Here is a 22,656-nt window from a genome sequence, read left to right as displayed (position 1 = left end):
TCATCATGAAGCACACGCTCTCCCTCGCCTCGCTGCGCCGCCCGCTGCGCGCGCTGCTCGCCGCGCTGCCGCTTGCCGCGGCCTCGCTTGCCGCACCGGCCGCACACGCGGAAGACGCGCCCAAGGTCGTGCGGATCGCCGTCGTGGCCTATTCGAGCGGCGGCAAGACGCAATATGCTGGCGCGTCCGCGCTGATCGACGCCGACAAGTCGCTCGAGAAGGCGCTCGCCGCGCGGCACGTGAAGCTGCAATGGGTGCCCGTGTCGACCGCGGCGGTCGGCACGCTCGTCAACGAAGCGTTCACGAACGGCAGCATCGATTTCGCGGGCTACGGCGATCTGCCGTCGGTCGTCGTCAATGCATCGGGCACGCATACGCGCCTGATCGTGCCGGGCGGCGTCGGCAGCAACACGTATCTGGTCGTGCCGGCCGGCTCGACCGCAAAGTCGATCGTCGATCTCAAGGGCAAGCGCATCGCGCTCAATCGCGGCCGGCCGTGGGAAGTCACGTTCAGCAAGCTGCTCGCCGAGAACGGGCTGAAGCTGTCCGACTTCAGGATCTACAACCTCGATCCGCAGGCCGGTGCGGCGGCCGTCGCGGCCGGCCGCGTCGACGGCTTCTTCACGCTGTCCGACGCGTATTCGCTCGTCGACAAGAACGTCGGCAAGATCATCTGGTCGACCAAGACCGCGCCCGACGACTGGAAGATGCGCGCGGAACTGTGGGCGTCCGACGATTTCGTGAAGCGCTACCCCGACATCACGCAGCTCGTCGCGACGGCCTATGTGCGCGCCGCGCACTGGATCTCGCAGCCGCAGAATCGCGACGCGTACGTGAAGATCCTGAGCGCATCCGGCCAGCCGGAAAGCATCGTGCGCCGCGAGTACGCGGACGAATCGACGCCGTGGAAGGAGCAATGGACGCCGCTCTTCACGCCGGCGCTGACCGGTCACTACCGCGACGTCATCGCGTACAGCCGGCAGGCCGGCCTGACGTCCACGCCGGTCGACGTGAACGCGCTGCTCGCGCCGACCTTCGTGTCGACCGCGCTCAAGCAGCTCGGCCTCGACGGCTACTGGCGCGCCGACGCATCGCGCGTCGCGAGCCGCTGATGCCGATGCGCGCGCTCGCGTCGAACGGCCCGCACGCGGTCCGCCTGCCCGGCATCGCACGGCTCGGCGGGCAGGCGATGTGGTGGGTCACGCCCGTCGCGTTCGCCGCGTTGTGGTGGCTCGCGAGCGTGCAGCGCTGGTTTCCGCCGCAGCTCGTCGTGCCACCCGGCCGTCTCGCGGCGACGCTGCGCACGCTGATCGACACCGGCGAACTGCGGGACAACCTGCTGATCACGCTGCATCGCCTCGCACTCGGCTTCGCGATCGGTGCGACGGGCGGCGCCGCGTTCGGCATCCTGCTCGCGCGCAGCCGGCTGTTCTCCGACTACCTGCGGCCGACGTTCGACCTGCTGCGGCAAGTGCCGACGCTCACGCTGATCCCGCTGCTGATCCTGCTGATCGGCGTCGACGAACCGCTGAAGCTCGTCGTCGTCGGCAAGGCCGTGTTCTTCCCGGTCGCGTTGGCCGCATACACGGGCGTGCACGACGCACCGCGCGATCTCGTCGAGATGGCGCGCCACTACGGGCTCGGCCGCTTCGCGCTGCTGCGCGACGTGCTGCTGCCGGCCGCATTGCCGCCGCTGCTGACCGGCATCCGGATCGCGCTCGCGCGCGCGTGGCTCGCACTCGTCGCGGTCGAGCTGCTCGCCGCGGACAGCGGGATCGGCCAGATGATGGAACTGGCCCGGCAGATGCTGCGGCTCGACGTGGTGCTCGTCGACGTCGCCGCGATCGGGTTGATCGGCTTCGCGCTCGACCGCTCGATCGCCCTCGCGCAACGCTACGCATTGCGCTGGCAGACGCCGGCGCGCTGACCCTGACTGGATACGCTTCGGCATGCCCCTCGCTACACGCGCCCTCTCGCTCGCCCCGCTGCGCCGCCGCGCGCGCGGCCTCGTCGTGCCGGCCCTGCTGGTTGCCGCCTGGCAGTTCGCGTCGTCCGGCGATGCGGCCCATCAATATGCGTTCGTGCCGTTGCAGCAAGTCGGCGCCGCGCTGGTCGAACTCGCCCGCAGCGGCGAACTCGCGACCGATCTCGGTGCGAGCCTGCGCCGCACGACGCTCGGGCTGGGGTTCGGCGTCGCGTTTGGGCTCCTGTTCGGTGCGGCAATGGCGCGCTCGACGCTCGCGCGCAAGCTGGGCGAACCGGCGTTCCAGGCGCTGCGCTACGTGCCGCTGCTCGGGCTGATTCCGTTGCTGAGCCTGTGGGCCGGCACCGGCGAATTCGCGAAGGTGTTCATCATCGCGCTCGCCGCGTTCTACCCGATGACTACCGCCAGCTTCGACGGGCTGCGCCGCGTCGATCCGCGCTATGTCGAACTGGCGCAGTCGTATCGCCTGACGCGCATCGGCCTGTGGCGCGACGTGCTGATTCCGGGCGCGCTGCCCGACCTGTTCGCCGGCGTGCTGCAGGCCGTGCCGTTCGCGTGGATCACGGCGACCAGCAGCGAGCTGCTGTTCAACGCGGGTGCGGGCGTCGGCAGCCTGATGCAGAACGCGCAGGCCGGCGCGCGTGCCGACGTGCTGCTCGTGTGCGTGCTGGGCGTAACGGCGCTGGCCGTCGGTATGAGTGCGTTATGCGAGCGGATCGCGCAGCGCGCGCTGCGCTGGCGCGATCACGCCTGACGGCGCAGCCGCGCGTCGGCGTCGCCCGCGTCGCGCGGCTTCAGGATGCCGAGCTGCGCGAGCCGTGCGCGGACGATGTTGCGCGACTGGTCGAGCAGGCGCGACATGCGCAGCTGGTTGTGCTCGCTGTAGTCGAACACGCTGCGGTACACGGTGTCCTCGATGTGCTGCCACAGCGCCGGCGTGCCGAGATCCAGCAGTTCGACCACTGCATGGCGCAGCGCATCGGTCGCTTCGGCCACGTCGCGTGCGCGGCGCGGCGGCGCGGCAGCCGCGCCGTGCGCGTCGGCTGTATCGGGTGCAAGCGACAGCGCGGAGAACTGCAGGTCGCCGACGTCGATCGCGCCGCCCGCGCAGATCAGCACCGCATGGTGGATCACGTTCTCGAGTTCGCGGATGTTGCCCGGCCACGCGTGCGCATGCAGGCGCGCACGCGCGGCGTCCGTCAGCGTCGGCGCGGTCACGCGCAGCCGCTTCGCATAGATGTCGATGAAGTGTTCGATCAGCGGCGCAATGTCGCCGGGCCGCTCACGCAGCGGCAGCAGGCTCAGTTTCACGACGTTGAGCCGGTAGTACAGGTCTTCGCGGAAATTTCCCGCACGCACCGCGGCTTCGAGATTCACGTTGGTCGCCGCAACGAGCCGCACGTCGATCTTGACGGTCTTGCGCGAGCCGACTGGCGTCACCTCGCGCTCCTGCAGCACGCGCAGTAGCTTGACCTGCGCGGATAGCGGCAGGTCGCCGACCTCGTCGAGAAAGAGCGTGCCGCGATTCGCGGATTCGAACCAGCCCGGCTGGCTGTTGATGGCGCCGGTAAACGCGCCGCGCTCGTGGCCGAACAGCTCGCTTTCGATCAGCGTCTCCGAAAACGCGCCGCAGTTGACTGCGACGAACGGGCCTTCATGGCGCTCGCTCAGCGAATGCACGAGGCGCGCGATCAGCTCCTTGCCTGTGCCGCTCTCGCCGGTGACGAGCACCGTCGCATCGCTCGGCGCGACGAGCTGGATGCGTTCGAGCAGCACCCGCGATTTGGGATCGTCGAACGTCAGCGCCTTCGCACGAATCGTGATCGCGTGCGAAGTCGGGTCCGGCAAGCTGAAGATGGCCATGGCACGACCGGCGTGTTGAACGGGGAAGGTTCGACGATAGCAAGGCGCGCGCCGGCCACGAACCAATTCATCGAGCTATCGGTATGACGGCGGCCGGATTGCGCCGCCCGCTGCGCAGCGTCACGCGAGGCCGGTCATTTTCCATTGCTGCTCGAGCGCGCCCGGCCCGAATTCGAGCGAGCCGCCGAGCGGCTCCGCGAGCGCCTGGAAATACGCGGCTTCCTCGAGGATCAGGATGTACTTCGACACGTCGAGGATCGACTTGCCCCAGAACGTCGCGCCGCCGTTCGCCTCGATGATCGCCGGCACCTCGGGGGCGCGCCGGATCGTGTCGACGATGAAGCGCGGCTCGCCCGGACGGCGATCGACATAGACCGGGATCTCGCGGGCCCGCGTGTAGCGCGCGGCCGGCGCGTAGCGGATCGGCAGCGGACGATGCGCACTCGCCCATGCGCCGAGATACGGGCCGTGCACGTGAATCACGACGTCGACTTCCGGCACTTCGCGGAATACACCCGCGTAGCGCGGCCCGTTGCCGCCCGCGCGCGCGTCTCCGTGCAGCACGTCGCCGTCGAGCGTAACGACGACGGGCTGGATCTCCTGCGACGCGGCCCACGGGCTCGGCGCCGACAGCGCGACGACGAGTTCCGTGCCTGGCACGCGCTGGAACGCCTGGAACGTGTTGGTCGCGGACAGCGTGCGCGTTTCCTTCAGCACGCGCGCGGCTTGCGCGAATTCGCGCGTGGCGCGCTCGACGAATGCCACGAGTTCGCCGCTGTCGATGGCTTGGGTGACTGACATGAGTTCGGTTTCCTTGATCGGGTGAACGGATGGGCTCGCGTCGCAACGCCGCGACGCACGGCAACCGGATCAGCAGCAATCGTGCCAGCCGGGTACGCGTGCATCGCATGCCTGCACCACCGCGTGTACGCACCGTGCGCGATTCGCTCGGCGCGATTCATGTGCTTGCGTCTGTTGCGGGAGCAACAGCAAACCGGCCCGGATTGCTGCGCGAGACGCAGCCGGCGCATGCGCGTGCTGCACGCCGCGCGCAGGCATTGCCCGTCATGCCGCGCGCAGCGCGTGCCCCACCCGCGCTGCACCCGCGCTGGTTCAAAACTTGCGTCGTGGTCGGCCCGCGCCGGACACAACCCGGCGCGTCCGATCCGATCTCACCGACATCCATCCGACCATGACGCTCTTCCCCCTGCGCGGCTTCGCTGCGCGCACGCTGCTGGTTTCGGCGCTCGCCGCGCCATCTCTCGTTTCGCACGCGGCTTCGCCCGGCCGCACTCCAGCGCCCGATCCGTTGCAGGGCGACGGTCGCGTGTCCGCGTTCTACACGTGGGACCGCGACATTCCGGCGACGCCCGGCGTGCTGCTACGTTCCGAAGCGCTGCCCGCGACGCTCGGGCTCGCGAGCGCCGCACGGCAACTGCGCATCCTGTATGCATCGACCGACGGCGTCGGCGGCCGCACGCCGATCGCCGTGTCGGGTGCGCTGTTCGTGCCGCGCGGCACGCCGCCGGCCGGCGGCTGGCCGATCGTCGCGTGGGCGCACGGCACGTTCGGGATGGCCGACATCTGCGCGCCGTCGTGGTTCGGCCGCTCGTATCGCGACGTGCGTTACCTGAACGCATGGCTTCAACAGGGATTCGCGGTCGTCGCGACCGACTATCAAGGGCTCGGCACGCCCGGCCCGAATCCGCAGCTCAACAACCGCTCGAACAGCTACACGCTGCTCGACAGCGTGCGCGCGGTGCTGGGCGGCGTGCCGGGCCTCGCGAACGAGGTCGTGCTCGTCGGTCAGTCGCAAGGCGGCTCGGCCGTATTCGCGGCGGCCGGCTACGCGCCCGCCTACGCGCCGGAACTCGCGATCCGCGCGACCGTCGCGACCGGGACGATCTACAACGCGTCGCGCGCCACGCTCGCGTCGCTGCCGAAGTTCGAGACCACCTACCGGCGCGATCCCGACCGCGTCGATCCGACGCTTGCGTACCAGTTCTACTCGGTGCTGTCCGCGCAGCAGATCGCCCCGTCGCTGCGTGCGGACGAAGTGCTGACCGACAACGCGCTGCCGATCCTCGAACAGGCACGCATCGGTTGCCTCGCGTCGCTCGAGGACGATGCAGCGCTCGCGCACCTCACGCACGCGAACACCGTGAAGCCGGGCGCCGATGCGCGACTAAGGGCATGGTGGGACGAATACCTGAAGTATCCGACACTGAGGATCGCCACGCCCGTCTTCATCGGCGCGGGCGCGGACGACGGGCTCGCGCCGCTCGAACTCGCGCTCGCGAAAGATGCGTGCGCGGCGGGCACGACGGTCGAGGCGCACCTGTATGCGGGCCGTGAACACAACGGCACCGTGAACGCATCGCTCGCCGATTCGATTCCGTTCGTGAAGCGCGTGCTCGCCGGCGAGACGATCCGCCCGGTCTGCACGCCTGCCGCGCAGCAGGCCGTGCCGCAATAACCGGCTGCACGTGCTTTGCACGACGGCGCGAATGCTTTCCCGCAATCGCCGGGTTTGCCGAATCGGCATGGCAAACGCGTCCATAGCGCATCCGCGCAAATGCTTTTCCGAATCCGTTATTGGATCGCGCCGTCGTGCGTTTTTATACTCGTCAGCACTCTCTGATGAAGAGTGCCAGCCAATTTCGACAGAACAGCACAGGACGAAAAGATGAGCCTACGCCCCTTGCACGACCGCGTCATCGTGAAGCGACTCGATCAGGAAACCACCACCGCGTCGGGCATCGTGATCCCCGACAGCGCCGCAGAGAAACCCGACCAGGGCGAAGTGATCGCCGTCGGCCCCGGCCGCAAGGACACGGACGGCCAGCGCATCGTGCCCGACCTGCAGGTCGGCGAACGCGTGCTGTTCGGCAAGTACGCGGGCCAGGCCGTCAAGGTGGACGGCAATGAGTTCCTCGTGCTGCGCGAGGAAGACATCGTCGCGGTCGTCAATCAATAACGGAGCGCAATCATGGCAGCGAAGGAAATCATTTTCAGCGACGTCGCACGTGCGAAGCTGACCGAAGGCGTGAACATTCTCGCGAACGCGGTGAAGGTCACGCTCGGGCCGAAGGGCCGCAACGTGGTGCTCGAACGCAGCTTCGGCGCGCCGGTCGTCACGAAGGACGGCGTGTCGGTCGCGAAGGAAATCGAACTCGCGGACAAGCTGCAGAACATCGGCGCGCAGCTCGTGAAGGAAGTCGCGTCGCGCACCAGCGACGCAGCCGGCGACGGCACGACGACGGCCACCGTGCTCGCACAGGCGATCGTGCGCGAAGGCCAGAAATACGTCGCGGCCGGGCTCAACCCGCTCGACCTGAAGCGCGGTATCGACAAGGCCGTCGCAGCGGCCGTCGACGAGCTGAAGAAGATCAGCAGGCCGACCACCACCAGCAAGGAAATCGCGCAGGTCGCGACGATCTCCGCGAACGGCGAGGAATCGATCGGCCAGCGCATCGCCGAAGCGATCGACCGCGTCGGCAAGGAAGGCGTGATCACCGTCGAGGACGGCAAGTCGCTCGCCGACGAGCTCGACGTCGTCGAGGGGCTGCAGTTCGATCGCGGCTACCTGTCGCCGTACTTCATCAACAATCCCGACAAGCAGATCGCCGAGATCGAGAACCCGTACATCCTGCTGCACGACAAGAAGATCTCGAACATCCGCGACCTGCTGCCGGTGCTCGAACAGGTCGCGAAGTCGGGCCGGCCGCTGCTGATCATCGCGGAGGACGTCGAAGGCGAAGCGCTCGCGACGCTCGTCGTGAACAACATCCGCGGAATCCTCAAGACGGTCGCGGTCAAGGCGCCGGGCTTCGGCGATCGCCGCAAGGCGCTGCTCGAGGACATCGCGATCCTCACCGGCGGGCAGGTCGTCGCCGAGGAAACGGGCCTGACGCTCGAGAAGGCGACGCTCGCCGAACTCGGCCAGGCGAAGCGCATCGAGGTCGGCAAGGAAAACACGACCGTGATCGACGGCGCGGGCGATGCGAAGAACATCGAAGCACGCGTGAAGCAGATCCGCGTGCAGATCGAAGAAGCGACGTCGGACTACGACCGCGAAAAGCTGCAGGAACGCGTCGCGAAGCTCGCGGGCGGCGTCGCGGTGATCAAGGTCGGCGGTGCGACCGAGATCGAGGTGAAGGAGAAGAAGGATCGCGTCGACGACGCGCTGCACGCGACGCGCGCGGCCGTCGAGGAAGGCATCGTACCGGGCGGCGGTGTCGCGCTGATCCGCGTGCGGCAGGCGATCCGCGAACTGAAGGGCGTAAACGCCGATCAGGATGCGGGCATCAAGATCGTGCTGCGCGCGCTCGAGGAACCGCTGCGCCAGATCGTCGCGAACGCGGGCGAGGAAGCGAGCGTCGTCGTCGCGAAGGTCGCGGAAGGCTCGGGCAACTTCGGCTACAACGCGCAGACGGGCGAGTACGGCGACCTCGTCGAATCGGGCGTGCTCGATCCGACCAAGGTCACGCGCACGGCGCTGCAGAACGCGGCATCGGTCGCCGGGCTGCTGCTGACGACCGATGCAACCGTGTTCGAAGCGCCGAAGGATGCAGCGCCGGCCGCGGCGCCGGGCGGCCCGGGCGCGGGCGGGCCGGGGTTCGACTTCTGACGATAGACGCAGCGTGCCGCCCGAACCGGGCGGCGATACGCTCGGCATGCAACGCGTGGCGGCCTCGGTCGCCGCGTTTTTTTTTCGTGCGCACCGCGGTTGCGGACGCGCCGCCCGCCTCCGGCCGCACCGCAACGTGCGAACCTTCTTCAGAACATCTGCCGCAGACCGATCGCCGCCCCGACGTTGTTGGTCCGGCCGATCTGGTCGACCTTGCCCGTGAGCCGGTTGGTGGCGCCCGGATAGTCGGCGGCGAACGCGCCGTTGCCGCGCGCGAAGTCCACCGTGCCGTAAACCTCGGTGTGCTTCGACAGCGCATATTCGGCCAGCACGGTCGCCGAGTAGTTGATCCCCGAGCCGAGCGTGCCGTCGAGCCGCGCCGCGTTGCGCGCGTGGCCGTAATAGCCGGCCACCGTGATCAGCAGCGGCGCGGTGGCTTGCCAGTTCGCGCCGACGTAGAACGTATCGTCGATGCGGTTCGGGCTGCCGCCGCTCAGCGCCGGCGCACCGGCCTGCTGCATGTTGAAGTCCGTCGTGCCCGTCTTGTCCTGGCCGTGCAGCCAGCCGGCCAGCAGCCGCACGGTCGGCGTGACCTGATACGCGCCGCTCACGTGCACGAAGCTCACCTTCGCGCCGTTGACCGAACTGCCGTTCACGGACGACACGGAAGTCTGCTGATAGCCCGCGTTGATCGACGCGGGCCCCTGTGCATAGGTCAGTTCCACACCGTACGTGCTGTCGAGCCCCATCGCGCCGGCATGGTTGCCGAAGCCGTAGATCGCGTCGACGCTCAGGCCGCTGTAGGAAAACTTGTACTTCACCGAGTTCGGCACCGTCAGGTAGTTGCCGATGCCGTTGTACGCCCAGCTGTCCTGCCAGTAGTCGCCGACGGTCATCGGGTCGAAGATGTCGCCCATCGTGTCGTACAGCGGCGCGTACTGGTTGCCGAACGTCAGCGACCCGTAGCGGTTGCTCGACAGGCCGACGTATGCCTGGCGGCTGAACAGCGTATTCGCGACGTGCAGCTTGCCGTCGCCGAGCTCGAAGCCGTTCTCGAGGCGGAAGATCGCCGACAACCCGCCGCCGAGATCCTCGCTGCCGCGCAAGCCCCAGCGGCTGTGCGTTTCCGGGCCGACCGTCATCCCGATCAGGTCCTTGCCGTCCGGGCCGGCATTGGTCTGATACCGGATCGCCGTATCGACGAGGCCATACAACGTGACGGAACTCTGGGCAAATGCCGACGACGTTGCTGTTACGGCGAATACCGCGCCGATACCACCGGATACGACGATGCGTTTCATGAAAGGCCTCCCCTGAGCGATTGATTTTGTAAGCAGTCCGATAGCACTCGCATCCGGAGGCCGGTACTGCGATCGGGAGAATAATCGGTCATTTTCCCGGAACCTATTGCCGGTTCTGGATTGGACCTTTCCAATATCGTCAACAATGGCGGTCGCGGCCGCGCGGCTTCCATCGTGTTGCATCGACCGATCGAGTCCGCACCGGATCGCGGCTGCAAGATGCGCTTCGTGATGCAGCTCGATTCCGGCCTGCCGCAAGCGGCCGGCGGCGAATGGCCATGGAGCGGCGGCGCGAACGACACGTTCCGGTGTGCGCCGTGCCGCGCCCGTGCACCCCTCCGGCAATGCACGTAGAGGGCGCCGCCTTTACGACCTTTTTACTTGCGGCCGCGTGTGCGTTCACTAGAATGTGTTCGCAATCCACCACCGAGCACGCGACATGCGCATCCGAAGTCCTCGTCCCCCGAGTTGCTTTTCTGCCTGACAGGCAGGACGCCTGCGTCTCTCTTTCCCGAGCCACCGTCCTGCCGACAGGCGGACGGTGCGCGCCGTAGTCACACCCGTGCACGCTTGAATACGACGTCGATGCGGTAATCGCGCATCGTGTGCTCAAGCGCGTGCTCGCGGCAAATTCCCTGCAACGACGCGCCAACGATCCGCCGCCAAAGCGACGACCGATCGCTTGCCCGCGTCCCGCATGCCGATCCGGTCAAACAATTTTGCATACCTGAGTTCATTCACGGAAATTTCCGATACCGGAGCCCGAGCATGTTCGAGATCGACAAGCAGTACACCCGCGAATTCATCCACACCGCATGCGGCGGCAGCAAACAGGCATTCCTGCCGACGAAGAACGGCAAGGTCGTGGCCGCGTGCCTGCGCACGGACCTCAACCCGCACGCCCCCGACGTGATCCTCTGCGACGGCAGCGCGTCCGCGCGTGCGGCCGGCAGGACGCTCGCCGCGCAGCGCGATGCGATTCCGGTGTTCATCAAGATGGAAACGGATGCGTTCCGCTTCGTCGGCCGGTACGTCGTCAGCGAATCGCTCACCGCGCCGCTCGACTGCGCGCCTTACGTGCGCAACAGCGGCTTCACGTCCGGGCAGATCTCGCGCGTGCTGAAGCTCAGGCGCTGCTGACACGTTTGCACGGCGCATCGCGCGCCGCGTCTCGGTCGTCTTTCATACAGGAGCAATCATGCTTGGCTTGACGTTCTGGAAACACGTGATCGGCGCGCGGGCCGATGCCGTCCGCGAAGACAAGGCAACTGCGCACGACCGGCACCGCCGCCGGTCGAGAACGCTCGTGCTGACCAGCGCCGCGGTGGCGTTCGCGGCGATCGCGTTCGGCGCGCCGGTCGTCGGCATTTCGGTCTTTCTGCTGACGACGCTGCCGTTCGTGCTGTCGGGCACGTGAAGACGTCCGTATCGGGCGTGCGGCGCGAGCCGCGCCGCAATCGATACGAAATTTTAATACCGGGCCCCCGCGTATCTGACACCGTCTTTACACGGATGTGTCTAGGATTTCCCTGTCATCACGACACGGAGAGATCCGCATGCAAACGCAGCAGGCCGCCGTCGGCGGCCACCCCGACCTTCCCCGCCGACGCGGCGGCTTGCCGCTCGCGGCCCGGCTGGCGGACGCCTGTCCGCCTGACAACATTCTGCTCGACGTGCCGGTCGAAAGCGCGATCCAGTTGTTCGACCTCGCCGCGCGATACGTCGCGCGCAACAGCGGGGTTCCTGCGGAACGGATCCGGACCGAACTGACGAAGCGCGAACAGCTCGGTTCGACCGGCCTCGGCCAGGGCGTCGCGATTCCGCATGCGCGGGTCGACGGGCTCGGCTCGGCCGTCGCGCTGTTCGTTCGTGCGCTGTATCCGTTCGCGTTCAATGCGCCGGACCGCAAGCCCGTGCGCGAATTCATCGTGCTGGTCCTGCCGAAACAGGACGACCGCGCGCATCTCGAACTGCTCGCCGACGCGGCGCGGTGTTTCAGCGAACGCCCGTTCCGGCAGGCGTCGCGCGACGCGCTGACGCCCGGCGAGATTCATCGGCTCATGCAACGCACGCACTGACACCGCGTCGTGCGGCGACAGGCACTTTCCTCATTCTTTCGGATTCCCATGTTCCCAGACCCTGAAAGTCCCACTCTTACGTCACGGCGCGTGGCCGGCCTGGCTCGCTCGCTGCCGTTCATGCAGGCCTTGCACGGGCAGACCGTCGTTATCGTCGATAACGGCGTGGCGAGCGATACGCACGCTCGTCACGCGTTCGCTCAGGACGTCGCACTGCTCGCGCTCACCGGCATTCGTCCGGTGGTCGTCCAGGGCGGGCCGGCCGCGTCCGGCGCGCAGTCCGTCCAGGCGGCACGTGCCGCGATGGCCGACATCAACCACGAGCTGGTACGCCTGATCGGCAGTCACGGCGTCAAGGCGATCGGCATCGACGGTCACGACGGCGGCCTGCTGGTCGCCGGCGCCGAATCCGATCGCGCGAACACGAGCCCGGTCGCGCAATTCGACGGCACCGCATTGAACGCGTTTCTCGGGAACGGGCTGGTGCCCGTGGTGATGCCCGTCGCGCCGGACGATGCAGGCCAGGATCGCCTGCTGCGCCCCGAACGGGTCGGCAGCCTCTTCGCGCAGCGCACCGGCGCCGTCACGCTGGTGATGATGGTCGAAAGCGCGCTGCTGCGCGAACTCGGCGAACTCGCGGGGCTGTACGGCATCACGGAACTCGAGCAATGGCTCGCCGAGCGTCCGGCCGCCGATGCGGCGCCCTGCGTACGGGAGGCGCTCGATGCGCTCGCGCACGGCGTGCAGAACGTCCATCTCGCCGATATCGGGCAACCCGAATCGCTGATCGACGAACTGCTGACCGAGGAAGGGTCGGGCGTGGTGTTCTGCCGTCGCGGCAATACCGACCTGCTGTCGGAAACGCGCCGCTACTTCGCCGATTCCGCGTGCGTGCTGCGCGACGGCTTCAGCGTCGAGCAGAAGCAGGTCGTGCGGTTCTGATCGGGTAGCGGGAAATCGCTTGCGGCGACCCGCAAGGGCCGCCGCAAGCGAACGACGTCAGCGATCAACGCCGTGTCGCGAGACGCCGCACCACACGGACGAGCGCATCGACCTCGTCGCACGTGTTGTAGAACGCGAGCGACGGCCGCACCGTTGCCTCGAGCCCGAAACGCCGCAGGATCGGCTGCGCGCAGTGATGCCCCGAGCGCACCGCGATGCCCTCTTCGTTCAACGCCTGTCCGACTTCCTCGGTCTCATAGCCCTTCAGCACGAACGACAGCACGCTCGCCTTGTCGCGCGCGGTGCCGACGAGCCGCACGCCCGGCACCGGCGCGAGCACGCTCGTCGCATACGCGAGCAGGTCGTGCTCGTAGCGAGCGATGTTCTCGATGCCGACACGGTTCACATAGTCGAGCGCCGCGCCGAGCCCGACCGCATCCGCGATGTTGCCGGTGCCGGCCTCGAAGCGGTTCGGCGGCGGCTGGAACACCGTACGCTCGAACGTCACGTCAGCAATCATGTTGCCGCCGCCCTGCCACGGCGGCATGTCGTCGAGGATCGCGCGCTTGCCGTACACGACGCCGATCCCGGTCGGCCCGTAGATCTTGTGCCCGGAGAACACGAAGAAATCCGCATCGAGCGCCTGCACGTCGACGCGCATGTGCGAGATCGACTGCGCGCCGTCGACGAGCGCCTTCGCGCCCGCGCGATGCGCGAGCTCGACGATCTCCTTCACCGGCACGACCGTGCCTAGCGCATTCGACACCTGCGTGACGGACACGATCTTCGTGCGGTCGTTGAGCAGCTTCCGGTATTCGTCGAGCAGCACCTGCCCCGAATCGTCGACCGGAATCACGCGGAGCTTCGCGCCCTTCTGCGCGGCAAGCTGCTGCCACGGCACGATGTTCGCGTGATGCTCGAGATGCGACACGACGATCTCGTCGCCTTCGCCGACGTTCTGCACGCCCCACGTCTTCGCGATCAGGTTGATCGCCTCGGTCGTGCCGCGCACGAACACGATCTCGTCGGGCGACGATGCGCCGATGAAGCGCTGCACCGTTTCCCGCGCATGCTCGTAAGCATCCGTCGCGCGACCGGCCAGCGCATGCGCGGCGCGGTGGATGTTCGAGTTCTCGTGCGCGTAGAAATACGCGAGGCGGTCGATTACGGCCTGCGGCTTGTGCGTCGTCGCCGCATTGTCGAACCAGATCAACTGCTTGCCGTTCACGCGCTCCTGCAGCATCGGGAAATCGCGGCGGATCGCGTTCACGTCGAACGGCGGGTGCGCGCCGCGGTGCAACTGGCCTTGCGGCTCGGCTGCATGCGTATCGTCGATGAAGTAGCGCGGCACGTCCGTGCCCGATGCGCGCGACACCGGCACGTCGCGCTGCACGGCGAGCAGGTCACGCAGCGCAGCGTCGCCCGGCAGCCCGAACGCTTCCGGCGACGCGAGGCCGTTCGACGGCACGACGATGTCCTGCGGCGTCGCCTGCCAGCCTTGCAGCGAGCCGTCGGTGAAGTAGTACGGCGACGCGGCCGGCGCTGCCTTCACCGCGCCCTCCGACGACGCCGCATTCCCCTGCGGCACGCCGAGCGCCGCGCCGCCGATGCGCGGCTCGAGCGCGGGCGCGATCGACACGGCGTTGTCGGGCAGCCCGTTCTGCGCGGCCGCATGCGGCGCGAGCGCGGGCACGCGGTTGCCGAGCGACAGCACGTGCGTCGGCGCGGACGGCGCGAGGTTCGTGCCGGGCACCTTGCCCTGCGGCAACGCGAAACCCGGCATGCCGGTGCCGGTGCCGCCGGGCCCCGCGAGCGGCGAGCCGGCCGGCGCCGGGTTGCTCACCGACGCGAGGATCGGCGCGGCGGCCGGCAACGCCGACGGCACGCCGCCGACCGCGCCGCTGCCCGCCGACAGCCCGGGCGCGGCGGCCTGCCCGGGCGGCGTCGAGAAGAATTCGGACGCGAGCCGCGCCAGTGTCGCGGGATCGGGCAAGCCGGCCGGCAGCGGCGCGTGCGGCAGCGCGTGCGCGTCGCCGCCGGCCAGGCCGGGATTAACGGTAGGTGTCGGGATAGTCATGGAACTTGGCGATTTCGACGTCATCGAGGACAGCCAGCGCATCCGGCGAATGGACCGCGAGCGAGCAATACAGCGAGATCAGGTACGACGCGATCGCCTGGTTGTTGATCCCCATGAAACGCACCGACAGGCCCGGCCCCTGCTCGCCCGCGACGCCCGGCTGATAGAGGCCGACGACGCCCTGCCGCTTGTCGCCGACGCGCAGCAGCAGGATCTTGGTCTTGCCGTCCGCGACCGGCACCTTGTCCGACGGGATCAGCGGAATGCCGCGCCACGTGAGGAACTGCGAGCCGAACAGGCTGACCGTCGGCGGCGGCACGCCGCGCCGCGTGCATTCGCGGCCGAACGCGGCGATCGCGAGCGGGTGCGTGAGGAAGAACGCGGGCTCCTTCCACACCTTGGTCAGCAGCTCGTCGAGATCGTCCGGCGTCGGCGCGCCCGTCAGCGGGAAGATCCGCTGTTCGTCGGTCACGTTTGCCAGCAGCCCGTAGTCGGGGTTGTTGATCAGCTGGCTTTCCTGCAGCTCCTTGATCGTCTCGATCGTCAGGCGCAGCTGTTCCTTGATCTGGTCGTGAGGACTGCTGTAAAGATCGGAGATCCGAGTATGCACATCGAGCACCGTGCTCACCGCGTTCAGGAAGTATTCGCGCGGTTGCTCTTCGTAAGGCACGAAGGTCTGCGGCAGCACGCTTTCGTCCTCGAGCTGCGTGCATGCGGCACGCACGGCTTCCGGGTTCTTCACCTGGTTCAGGCGGTAGATGCCGGCCTCGACCGGCACCCATTGCAGCAGATGGGTCAGCCAGCGCGGCGTGATCGTGGAAAGCTGGGGGACGGTCTTGGTAGCGTTCGCTAGTTGGCGGGCGGCGTGATCGCTCAGCGCGGCCGTGCCGCTTGCAACGGTCGACATGTGTGGCTCCGGGTTCTTAAGATGGAAAACGGGATTGCTTATGACGCTGGGTGATTATCGGAAGCACGCACCTGCCGGCTCAACATGCTATAGCCGTCATGTCGTGCAACCGAAAGGGAAACGGGGCGGCCTCAGGTGACGTACGCGCCCGGCAGCAGCATCGAGATCGACACGTCGAACGCGCGCGCGATCTTGTCGGCCGTGACGATCGACGCGATCGCCTCGCCGCGCTCGATCTCACCGACATACGAGCGGTTCAGCCCCGCATGCTCGGCGAGCTGCTCCTGCGACCACGTGCGCGCTTCGCGCAGCCTGCGCACGTTGGCGCCGAAGTGATGAATGAGGTCGCTCATCGCGCCTCCTAGGCGACACGCGCCGCCGCGCGCGGCGCGGCGTTCGCTTCGCTGCGCAGCACGGCCTGCGTGACGTTCGCGCCGGCCGGCACGTCCTGCGTGAGCCACACGTTGCCGCCGATCACCGCGCCGCGCCCGATCGTCACGCGGCCGAGGATCGTCGCACCCGCGTAGATCACCACGTCGTCCTCGACGATCGGATGGCGTGCAAGCCCTTTCTCCAGATGGCCGGCCGCATCGCGCGGAAAGCGCTTCGCGCCGAGCGTGACGGCCTGGTACACGCGTACGCGCTCGCCGATGATTGCCGTCTCGCCGATCACGACACCCGTGCCGTGGTCGATGAAGAAACCCGCGCCGATGCGCGCGCCCGGATGAATGTCGATGCCCGTTTCCGCATGCGCCTGCTCGGCGATGATCCGCGCGAGCAGCGGCAGGCCGAGCCCGTACAGCTCATGCGCGAGCCGGTGGTGGATCATCGCGAGGATGCCCGGGTAGCACAGCAGCACTTCGTCGACGCTGCCGGCCGCCGGATCGCCGTGAAAGGCAGCAAGCACGTCGCTGTCGAGCAGCCGGCGAATCTCGGGCAGCCGCGCGGCGAACGCCTGCACCGCCGTCGAAGCGACTCCTTCGACGTTGTCGAGCGGCCCGTCGGCGTTGCGCTGCCGCGCCGCGTAGCGCAATTCGAGCGTCACCTGCGCGAGCAGCGCGTTCAGCGCCGCGTCGAGCGCGTGGGCCACATGGAAGTTCTCGCTCTCCTGGCGCAGGTCGGGCGGCCCGAGCCGCATCGGGAACAGCACGCCCTTCAGCGCGCCGACGATCTGCGCGAGCGCCTCGCGTGCCGGCAGGTCGCGCCCGCCCGGCTCGAGCGAGCGACGCTGCTTCTCGCGCCATGCGCGGCGGACCGTCTGCAGCGATTGAACGATGTCGTCGATGTCGAATGCGGCCATGCTGACTTCTCCCCTTGTCGGCCGTGAATCAATCCTGCGCCCACGGCAGGCCGCGAAAGCGCCAGCCGTTGCGGCCGCCGCGATGCTGCCCTTCGTCGAGATCACCCTCGAACCCTTCGAGCACGTTGAATACCTGCGTGAAGCCGCCCTTCGTCGCGGCTTCGGCCGCTTGTGCGGAACGGTTGCCGCTGCGGCACAGGAGCAGCACCACCGCGTCCTTGCCGGTCTTCGCTTCCAGTTCGCGCACGAAACGCGGGTTGCGCGTCAGGCTCGTGCCGGTCGCCCACGGCACATGCAGCGACTCCGGCACGTGGCCGACGAATTTCCGTTCTTCGGCGGTGCGCACGTCCACCAGCAACGCGTCGCCGGCCGAGAACAGTGCCCATGCAGCTTGCGGTGCGACGCCGCCCGCGTAGGGCGTGCCGGCCGCCGCGGCCGCCGCACGGGCGTCTTCGAGCGCCTGCTGCGCAGCGGTTCGTTCTTCCAATGCAACCGTCATGACACTTCCTCGTTTTCGCAGATTCGTATGATCAAAAAAACACCGGGAATGCGGCCGTTGCAGCTTGCGTGCTGTCTATAGCCGTCAGCGCCACTATGCGAGTGCGGCCGGGCAAGCAGAACCAATAAAAATTCATTTCCTAATCAGCGGCGCGCGAAATGCAATAGCAGACGCGCGCTATCGGCGCGGATTCGGATTCGTGCGGGAAATGCGGGACGATGACCGTTCGATGTCACGCGTCGAAGGGCTTTGAAAGGAACGGCGGGAAGCGAGCAACGCGGCGTGCAGCGCGTTGTCATGGAATCCGAAATGGAGCGCATGCGGCGCCGCGCATGCGTGGATGATTCGAAGGGATGATTCGAAGGGATGCAACCGGCAGGCGACACGCATCGGCGTGATGCCGAACGGCATCGCCGATGCACTCGCTTGCCCGTCAGTCCATCACTGCACCGGATCGACCGGCGCGACCGGTACGCCGCGCGCTTCGATGTCGCGCCCCGCGAGCAAACACAGATCCTCGCGATGATGCGCGGCGACCACCTGCACGCCTACCGGCACGCCATCCACGAGCGCCGTCGTCACCGCCAGCCCCGGCAGCCCCATCGCGGGCAGCGCGCGCAGCGTGAGCTGCGCCTCCCACACACGCTCGAACCCGTCCGGTCCCTGCCGGTCGAGATCGTCGGGGAACGGCAGTTCCGACGACACGGGCAGCAGCACGACCGCATGCGCGTCGAGAAACAGCCGCCACTGCCGTGTCAGCGTGGTGCGCCGGACCAGCGCGCGGCCGATCACGTCGGCCGGCAGGTCGCGCACCTTGCCGCGCACCGCGGCGATCACCGCCGCCGCACCCGGATCGCCGTCGTTCGCGGCCGCGTTCGACAATGCATCGAAACCGTCGCCGAGCCAAAGCTGTTCCTGCAACAGCGCGGCCTCGCGCATCGGCGGCGTATCGTCGATCTCGTCGACGGTCCAGCCCGCATCGACGAGCCGGCGCGCGGCATCGCGCAACGCGGCCTCGACTTCGGGCACGACCTGCAAGCCGCCCGGGCGCACGCACAGCGCCGCGCGCTTCGGCACTTCGCGCCCGTCGAACGGCACGTGTACGTGCCACGGATCGCGCGGGTCCGGCGCGGCAAACGCACGCAGCGCGAGCGCGAGATCGTCGATCGTGCGTGCGATCGGCCCCGCCGATGACATCAGTTGCGCGCCGATCGCACGTTCGGGCGACGACGCGTTGAACGCCGGCACGCGCCCGAGCGACGGCCGGATTCCGTGCACGCCGCACGCATAGGCCGGGTAACGGACCGAACCACCGATGTCGGTGCCGAGTGCGAGCGGGCCGATCCCGGCGGCAACGGCCGCTGCCGCGCCGCCGCTCGACCCGCCCGGCGTCAGCGACGGATTGCGCGGATTGCGCGTGTGGCCGTGTACGAGATTCGACGTGAACCAGCGCAACGCGAACGTCGGCGAATTGGTGCGGCCGAGCAGGATCGCGCCGGCCTTCCTGATGTTGCCGACCACCGGGCTGTCGGCACGCGCGATCAGGTTCTCCTGCAGGCGCGTGCCGTTGGTCGTCGCGAAATCCGCCTGGTCGATGTTGATCTTCACGGTCACGGGCACGCCCGCGAGCGGGCCCGGATCGTCGCCGCGTGCGATCGCTCGGTCGACTTCGTCGGCCTGCCGCCGCACGTCGTCGGACCGGTGTTCGATCACCGCGTTGATCGCCGGATTCACCGCGTCGAGACGATCGAGCACGGCGTCCGCCACTTCGCGCGCGGACACTTCGCGCTGCCGCACAAGTTTCGCGAGTGCGGTTGCCGACAGTTGCCAGAGATGCGTCATCACTTCTCCTTGTGGAAGGACATCACAATCACTCGCGGCGCCACGCTTCAGCGATAACGTGGCGCCTCATCCGCTTACTGTGCGTCGTGCTTTGCACGTTCCGCGGCCGCGATGATCGCGTCGGCCACGGCCTTCGGCTGGCTCAGCATCGCGACATGGCTGCCGTTCACGCGCGTGACCGTCGCGCCGATCCGCTTCGCCATCGCTTCCTGCAGCTTCGGATCGATCATCCGGTCCTGCGTCGCGACGACGAATGTCGACGGCTTTGCATGCCACGCGGCCTGCGCGACTTTCTCCGAAATGCAACCGCCATACCACGGCCCCTGCGTCGCCGCAACGATGCGCTGCTGCGCGGGCGGGAGGTCCGGCGCGAAATCCTGCGCGATCGCCTTGTCCGACAGCCGCGCGAAGCCGCCTGCGTCCTTGCGCAGTTCACCGGCCCATGCCGGTGCCGGCAGCCCTTTCGTGACGTCGGCAATCGACTGGCCGTTGTCGGGCGCGAATGCCGCGACGTAGACGAGCGACTTCACCTTGTCGTCGTTACCCGCATCGCTGATCACGACGCCGGCCCACGAATGACCGACCAGCACGACCGGCCCCTTCTGCTCGTCGATCGTGCGCTTCGTCGCGGCCGCATCGTCGGCGAGCGAGCTCAGCGGATTCTGCACCGACACCACGTGCAGCCCGCGTGCCTCGAGCAGCGGAATCACGCGGTTCCAGCTCGACCCGTCGGCAAACGCACCGTGCACGAGCACGACATTCGTGCCCTTCAGGTCGTCCTTCGGCGCGGCCTGCGCCGCGACCGCACCGAACAGTCCGCCGATCACCGCGGCGGATACCAGAACCCGTTTCATCGAACCGGCCATCGTCATGCTCCTTTCTCTGTTGTGTTGCGACATGAAGTGAAGTGCTGCAGTGACGGCCGCGCCTGCATGCGGCAGGCGCGGCAACGGATCACGAATGTGCGTACAGGTCGTCGGCCGCGTTCCGCGCGGCGCGCGCCGGTGCCGCGTCGCGATGGCTGGCGGGCGTCGACGCATCGGCCATGTTGTCGTCCTGCGACTTCGACGGGCCGTTCTGGTCGGAACGCGCGACCTGCAGCGCGGCGGCGACATCTTCCGGGTAATGCGGATCGCTGCGGGCCGGGTTGTAGCCGGCTTGTTCCAGCCGGATGAGTTCGGCGCGCACGTCGGCACGCGTCAGGCCGTGGCCGGTATCGGCGAACGACAATGCGGGGATGGCGGCGAGGACGGCAACAGCGAGGATTCGGGCGGCTTTCATGAGTGTTCTCCTGGACGGAAGTTGGGGTGTCGATCACTTGGCATCCGATGCAAACGTCTGGCATCGAACGCTTCCTGCATGTCGACAGTAGAACCCGCCCACGTATCCGGCATGTTTCCGAAACCGGTGCTTTCTGCATGCCAGTTTTTCCGGAACGGCCGCAGATACAGTGCGATACAAACCCGCCTGCCGAAAAAGTGCTCGCCGACACACACGCACCACGAGAAAAGGCGTGCCTCGCGGCACGCCTTTTCGTCAAACCCGTCGCTTCGTGTCACGTCACGGCGCAAGCCGCGTGAACACGTAGTCATGATTCTTCACAAGCGCCTGGTGACACGCGAAGCACGTCTGATGCTGACCGATATCGGCCGGCACGCCGTTGATGAAGCGCCCGAAGCCCCAGCCGCCCGTCGACGCATAACGACGCGAGTCCTTCACCATCACCTGCACCGTCGTCGCCTTGCCCGGCACCGTCGCCGACGCGAACTCGTCGGACTGCTTGCGCTTGTATGCGAGCTTCACGAGGATCGTGCCGTCCGGAAACGGCAGCGTCGCCTGTTCGAGCGCACGGATCGCGACGGGGTTGCCGAGCACCACGCGCAGCTCGTCGAGCGGCGCGGCCTCTTCGGCCGGCGCGACCATTTCCCACTTCCGGTAGCCGGGCGGGATCGTCACGCCGTAGATCGGCGACGCGGCCGGTTTCGGCTGTTCCGCGAACGCGGCCGGGCCGCTGGCCGACAGCGAGCCGGCCAGCAACGCGCCCGCGACGAGCGCGCGGCCCGTGCCGCGACGCAGGATGCCACTGCGTGCCGTCATCACAGATGCTCCACTTGCAGGATCGCGTCGGCAAACGCCTGCGGCGCTTCCTGCGGCAGGTTGTGGCCGATGCCGCCGTTGATCGTCCGGTGCTGGTACTTGCCCGTGAATCTCTTCGCGTACGCGGCCGGGTCCGGATGCGGCGCACCGTTCGCGTCGCCTTCCATCGTGATCGTCGGCACGGTGATCGCGGGCCCGGCGGCGAGACGCCGCTCGATGTCGTCGTATTGCGCCTCACCCTTCGCGAGCCCGAGGCGCCAGCGATAGTTGTGGATCACGACGGCCACGTGATCGGGGTTCTGGAACGATGCGGCCGTGCGCGCATAGGTTTCGTCGGAGAACTGCCACTTCGGGGACGCGAGCTGCCAGATCAGCTTGTTGAACGCATCGCGGTTCGCCGCGTAACCGAGCTCGCCGCGCTCGGTCGTGAAATAGAACTGATACCACCACTGCAGTTCCGCCTGCGGCGGCAATGGCTTGCGGTTCGCCTCCTGGCTGCCGATCAGGTAGCCGCTCACCGACACCAACGCCTTCACGCGCTGCGGCCACAGCGCCGCGATGACGTCGGCCGTGCGCGCGCCCCAGTCGTAACCGCCGAACACCGCGCGGTCGATCTTCAGCGCATCCATCAACGCGACGATGTCGACGGCCGTCACCGCCTGCTGGCCGTTGCGCACCGTGTCGGCCGAGCGGAACGTCGTCGACCCGTAGCCGCGCAGGTACGGCACGATCACGCGATAGCCGGCCGCAACCAGCAGCGGCGCGACTTCCGCATAGCTGTAGATGTCGTACGGCCAGCCGTGCAGCAGGAACACGACGGGGCCCTTCTTCGGCCCGAGGTCCGCATACCCGACGTTGAGCACGCCCGCGTCGATCTGGTGGATCGTGCCCAGCGACGCAACGCCGGCCGCGCGCTTCGCAGCCGGTGCATCGGGCGTCGACTGCGCGCGCGCCAGGTTGCCGAACCCGAGGTCGGCGAGGCTCAGGCCCGCAAGCGCCGTACCCAGGATCAGGCGGCGGCGGGTGTTCACGGTATCAGGCATGACTCGTTCTCCATTGTCGATCGCTAAGGAAGGGGCCCGCGGCACGTGCGGGCACTCCGGTATCGCCGTTCGCAGCGGCAGCGCATGACACCG

23 protein-coding genes are annotated in these 22,656 nt (G+C 67.9%); 10 read left to right on the top strand and 13 right to left on the bottom strand.

What is annotated here, in order from left to right; all coding sequences use genetic code 11:
• Window positions 1-5: 5 nt before the first annotated feature.
• From MRS60_RS28955 to MRS60_RS28945, 3 genes are read left to right on the top strand one after another with little or no spacing between them, the layout of a single operon-like run.
• Entirely contained in the window at window positions 6-1,112 is a 1,107-nt protein-coding gene (locus MRS60_RS28955; protein ID WP_217588839.1) for a PhnD/SsuA/transferrin family substrate-binding protein, read from the top strand.
• Window positions 1,112-1,927, top strand: coding sequence for an ABC transporter permease (locus MRS60_RS28950; RefSeq protein WP_243566088.1), 816 nt, complete (start codon window positions 1,112-1,114; stop codon window positions 1,925-1,927). Before MRS60_RS28955 ends, MRS60_RS28950 begins: the two co-directional genes overlap by 1 nt.
• Before the next feature lie 22 nt (window positions 1,928-1,949).
• Window positions 1,950-2,738, top strand: a complete 789-nt coding sequence (locus MRS60_RS28945) for an ABC transporter permease (RefSeq protein ID WP_217588837.1) — start codon at window positions 1,950-1,952, stop codon at window positions 2,736-2,738.
• Here MRS60_RS28945 and MRS60_RS28940 read toward each other — a convergent pair.
• Window positions 2,729-3,847 carry a sigma-54 interaction domain-containing protein gene (locus MRS60_RS28940; RefSeq protein ID WP_217588836.1) on the bottom strand — a complete coding sequence of 373 codons (1,119 nt, stop codon included), beginning with the start codon at window positions 3,845-3,847 and terminating at the stop codon, window positions 2,729-2,731. The genes MRS60_RS28945 and MRS60_RS28940 overlap by 10 nt on opposite strands.
• Window positions 3,848-3,967: 120 nt before the next feature.
• Window positions 3,968-4,648, bottom strand: a complete 681-nt coding sequence (locus tag MRS60_RS28935; RefSeq protein ID WP_217588835.1) for a class II aldolase/adducin family protein — start codon at window positions 4,646-4,648, stop codon at window positions 3,968-3,970.
• 391 nt (window positions 4,649-5,039) lie between these two features.
• On the opposite strand from MRS60_RS28935, the gene MRS60_RS28930 reads away from it, so the two are divergent.
• From MRS60_RS28930 to groL, 3 genes are all read left to right on the top strand, one after another.
• Window positions 5,040-6,323: an alpha/beta fold hydrolase gene (locus MRS60_RS28930; protein WP_217588834.1), complete on the top strand. Its 1,284-nt coding sequence runs from the start codon at window positions 5,040-5,042 to the stop codon at window positions 6,321-6,323.
• A gap of 210 nt (window positions 6,324-6,533) precedes the next feature.
• Window positions 6,534-6,824, top strand: a complete 291-nt coding sequence (locus MRS60_RS28925; RefSeq protein ID WP_011694564.1) for a co-chaperone GroES — start codon at window positions 6,534-6,536, stop codon at window positions 6,822-6,824.
• Between the two features lie 12 nt (window positions 6,825-6,836).
• Entirely contained in the window at window positions 6,837-8,477 is a 1,641-nt protein-coding gene (groL, locus tag MRS60_RS28920; RefSeq protein ID WP_034182026.1) for a chaperonin GroEL, read from the top strand.
• A 149-nt stretch (window positions 8,478-8,626) separates the two neighbouring features.
• On the opposite strand, the gene MRS60_RS28915 is transcribed toward groL, so the two are convergent.
• Complete coding sequence (locus MRS60_RS28915) at window positions 8,627-9,778, bottom strand: porin (protein ID WP_034182025.1); 1,152 nt, start codon at window positions 9,776-9,778, stop codon at window positions 8,627-8,629.
• Between the two features lie 768 nt (window positions 9,779-10,546).
• Here MRS60_RS28915 and MRS60_RS28910 point away from each other — a divergent pair.
• The 4 genes from MRS60_RS28910 (at window position 10,547) to MRS60_RS28895 (ending at window position 12,798) form a co-directional block, all read left to right on the top strand.
• On the top strand, window positions 10,547-10,918 hold the full coding sequence (locus MRS60_RS28910) for a DUF6697 family protein (protein WP_034182023.1): 372 nt from the start codon (window positions 10,547-10,549) through the stop codon (window positions 10,916-10,918).
• A gap of 58 nt (window positions 10,919-10,976) precedes the next feature.
• Window positions 10,977-11,195: a hypothetical protein gene (locus tag MRS60_RS28905; protein ID WP_235212515.1), complete on the top strand. Its 219-nt coding sequence runs from the start codon at window positions 10,977-10,979 to the stop codon at window positions 11,193-11,195.
• A 139-nt stretch (window positions 11,196-11,334) separates the two neighbouring features.
• Window positions 11,335-11,856 carry a PTS sugar transporter subunit IIA gene (locus MRS60_RS28900; protein WP_051983746.1) on the top strand — a complete coding sequence of 174 codons (522 nt, stop codon included), beginning with the start codon at window positions 11,335-11,337 and terminating at the stop codon, window positions 11,854-11,856.
• Between the two features lie 48 nt (window positions 11,857-11,904).
• Entirely contained in the window at window positions 11,905-12,798 is an 894-nt protein-coding gene (locus MRS60_RS28895; protein WP_347814847.1) for an acetylglutamate kinase, read from the top strand.
• A gap of 64 nt (window positions 12,799-12,862) precedes the next feature.
• On the opposite strand, the gene MRS60_RS28890 is transcribed toward MRS60_RS28895, so the two are convergent.
• The 10 genes from MRS60_RS28890 to MRS60_RS28845 all read right to left on the bottom strand — a co-directional run bounded on the left by MRS60_RS28890 (window position 12,863) and on the right by MRS60_RS28845 (window position 22,563).
• The gene (locus MRS60_RS28890) at window positions 12,863-14,875 is read right to left on the bottom strand and encodes a family 2A encapsulin nanocompartment cargo protein cysteine desulfurase (protein WP_243566086.1); all 2,013 of its coding nucleotides are present in this window, start codon (window positions 14,873-14,875) and stop codon (window positions 12,863-12,865) included.
• Complete coding sequence (locus MRS60_RS28885) at window positions 14,850-15,782, bottom strand: family 2A encapsulin nanocompartment shell protein (protein ID WP_006479760.1); 933 nt, start codon at window positions 15,780-15,782, stop codon at window positions 14,850-14,852. The genes MRS60_RS28890 and MRS60_RS28885 overlap by 26 nt, the downstream gene beginning before the upstream one ends.
• A gap of 131 nt (window positions 15,783-15,913) precedes the next feature.
• Entirely contained in the window at window positions 15,914-16,135 is a 222-nt protein-coding gene (locus tag MRS60_RS28880) for a helix-turn-helix domain-containing protein (RefSeq protein ID WP_034182019.1), read from the bottom strand.
• A gap of 8 nt (window positions 16,136-16,143) precedes the next feature.
• Window positions 16,144-17,082, bottom strand: coding sequence for a serine O-acetyltransferase EpsC (gene epsC / locus MRS60_RS28875; RefSeq protein WP_034182018.1), 939 nt, complete (start codon window positions 17,080-17,082; stop codon window positions 16,144-16,146).
• 28 nt (window positions 17,083-17,110) lie between these two features.
• Window positions 17,111-17,581 carry a rhodanese-like domain-containing protein gene (locus MRS60_RS28870; protein ID WP_034182017.1) on the bottom strand — a complete coding sequence of 157 codons (471 nt, stop codon included), beginning with the start codon at window positions 17,579-17,581 and terminating at the stop codon, window positions 17,111-17,113.
• 441 nt (window positions 17,582-18,022) lie between these two features.
• Window positions 18,023-19,423, bottom strand: a complete 1,401-nt coding sequence (locus MRS60_RS28865; RefSeq protein WP_243566085.1) for an amidase family protein — start codon at window positions 19,421-19,423, stop codon at window positions 18,023-18,025.
• A 74-nt stretch (window positions 19,424-19,497) separates the two neighbouring features.
• Complete coding sequence (locus MRS60_RS28860) at window positions 19,498-20,289, bottom strand: alpha/beta fold hydrolase (protein ID WP_243566084.1); 792 nt, start codon at window positions 20,287-20,289, stop codon at window positions 19,498-19,500.
• Window positions 20,290-20,377: 88 nt separating this feature from the next.
• Window positions 20,378-20,704 carry a DUF4148 domain-containing protein gene (locus MRS60_RS28855; protein WP_217588824.1) on the bottom strand — a complete coding sequence of 109 codons (327 nt, stop codon included), beginning with the start codon at window positions 20,702-20,704 and terminating at the stop codon, window positions 20,378-20,380.
• Between the two features lie 279 nt (window positions 20,705-20,983).
• On the bottom strand, window positions 20,984-21,520 hold the full coding sequence (locus MRS60_RS28850; protein WP_243566083.1) for a cytochrome P460 family protein: 537 nt from the start codon (window positions 21,518-21,520) through the stop codon (window positions 20,984-20,986).
• The gene (locus MRS60_RS28845; RefSeq protein ID WP_243566082.1) at window positions 21,520-22,563 is read right to left on the bottom strand and encodes an alpha/beta fold hydrolase; all 1,044 of its coding nucleotides are present in this window, start codon (window positions 22,561-22,563) and stop codon (window positions 21,520-21,522) included. The genes MRS60_RS28850 and MRS60_RS28845 overlap by 1 nt, the downstream gene beginning before the upstream one ends.
• Between the last annotated feature and the right edge of the window lie 93 nt (window positions 22,564-22,656).

It is taken from the genome of Burkholderia pyrrocinia (assembly GCF_022809715.1).
Lineage (GTDB): Bacteria > Pseudomonadota > Gammaproteobacteria > Burkholderiales > Burkholderiaceae > Burkholderia > Burkholderia pyrrocinia_C.
Note: the sequence above shows the minus strand (reverse complement) of the source record. Positions and strands in the feature narration are given on the sequence as shown.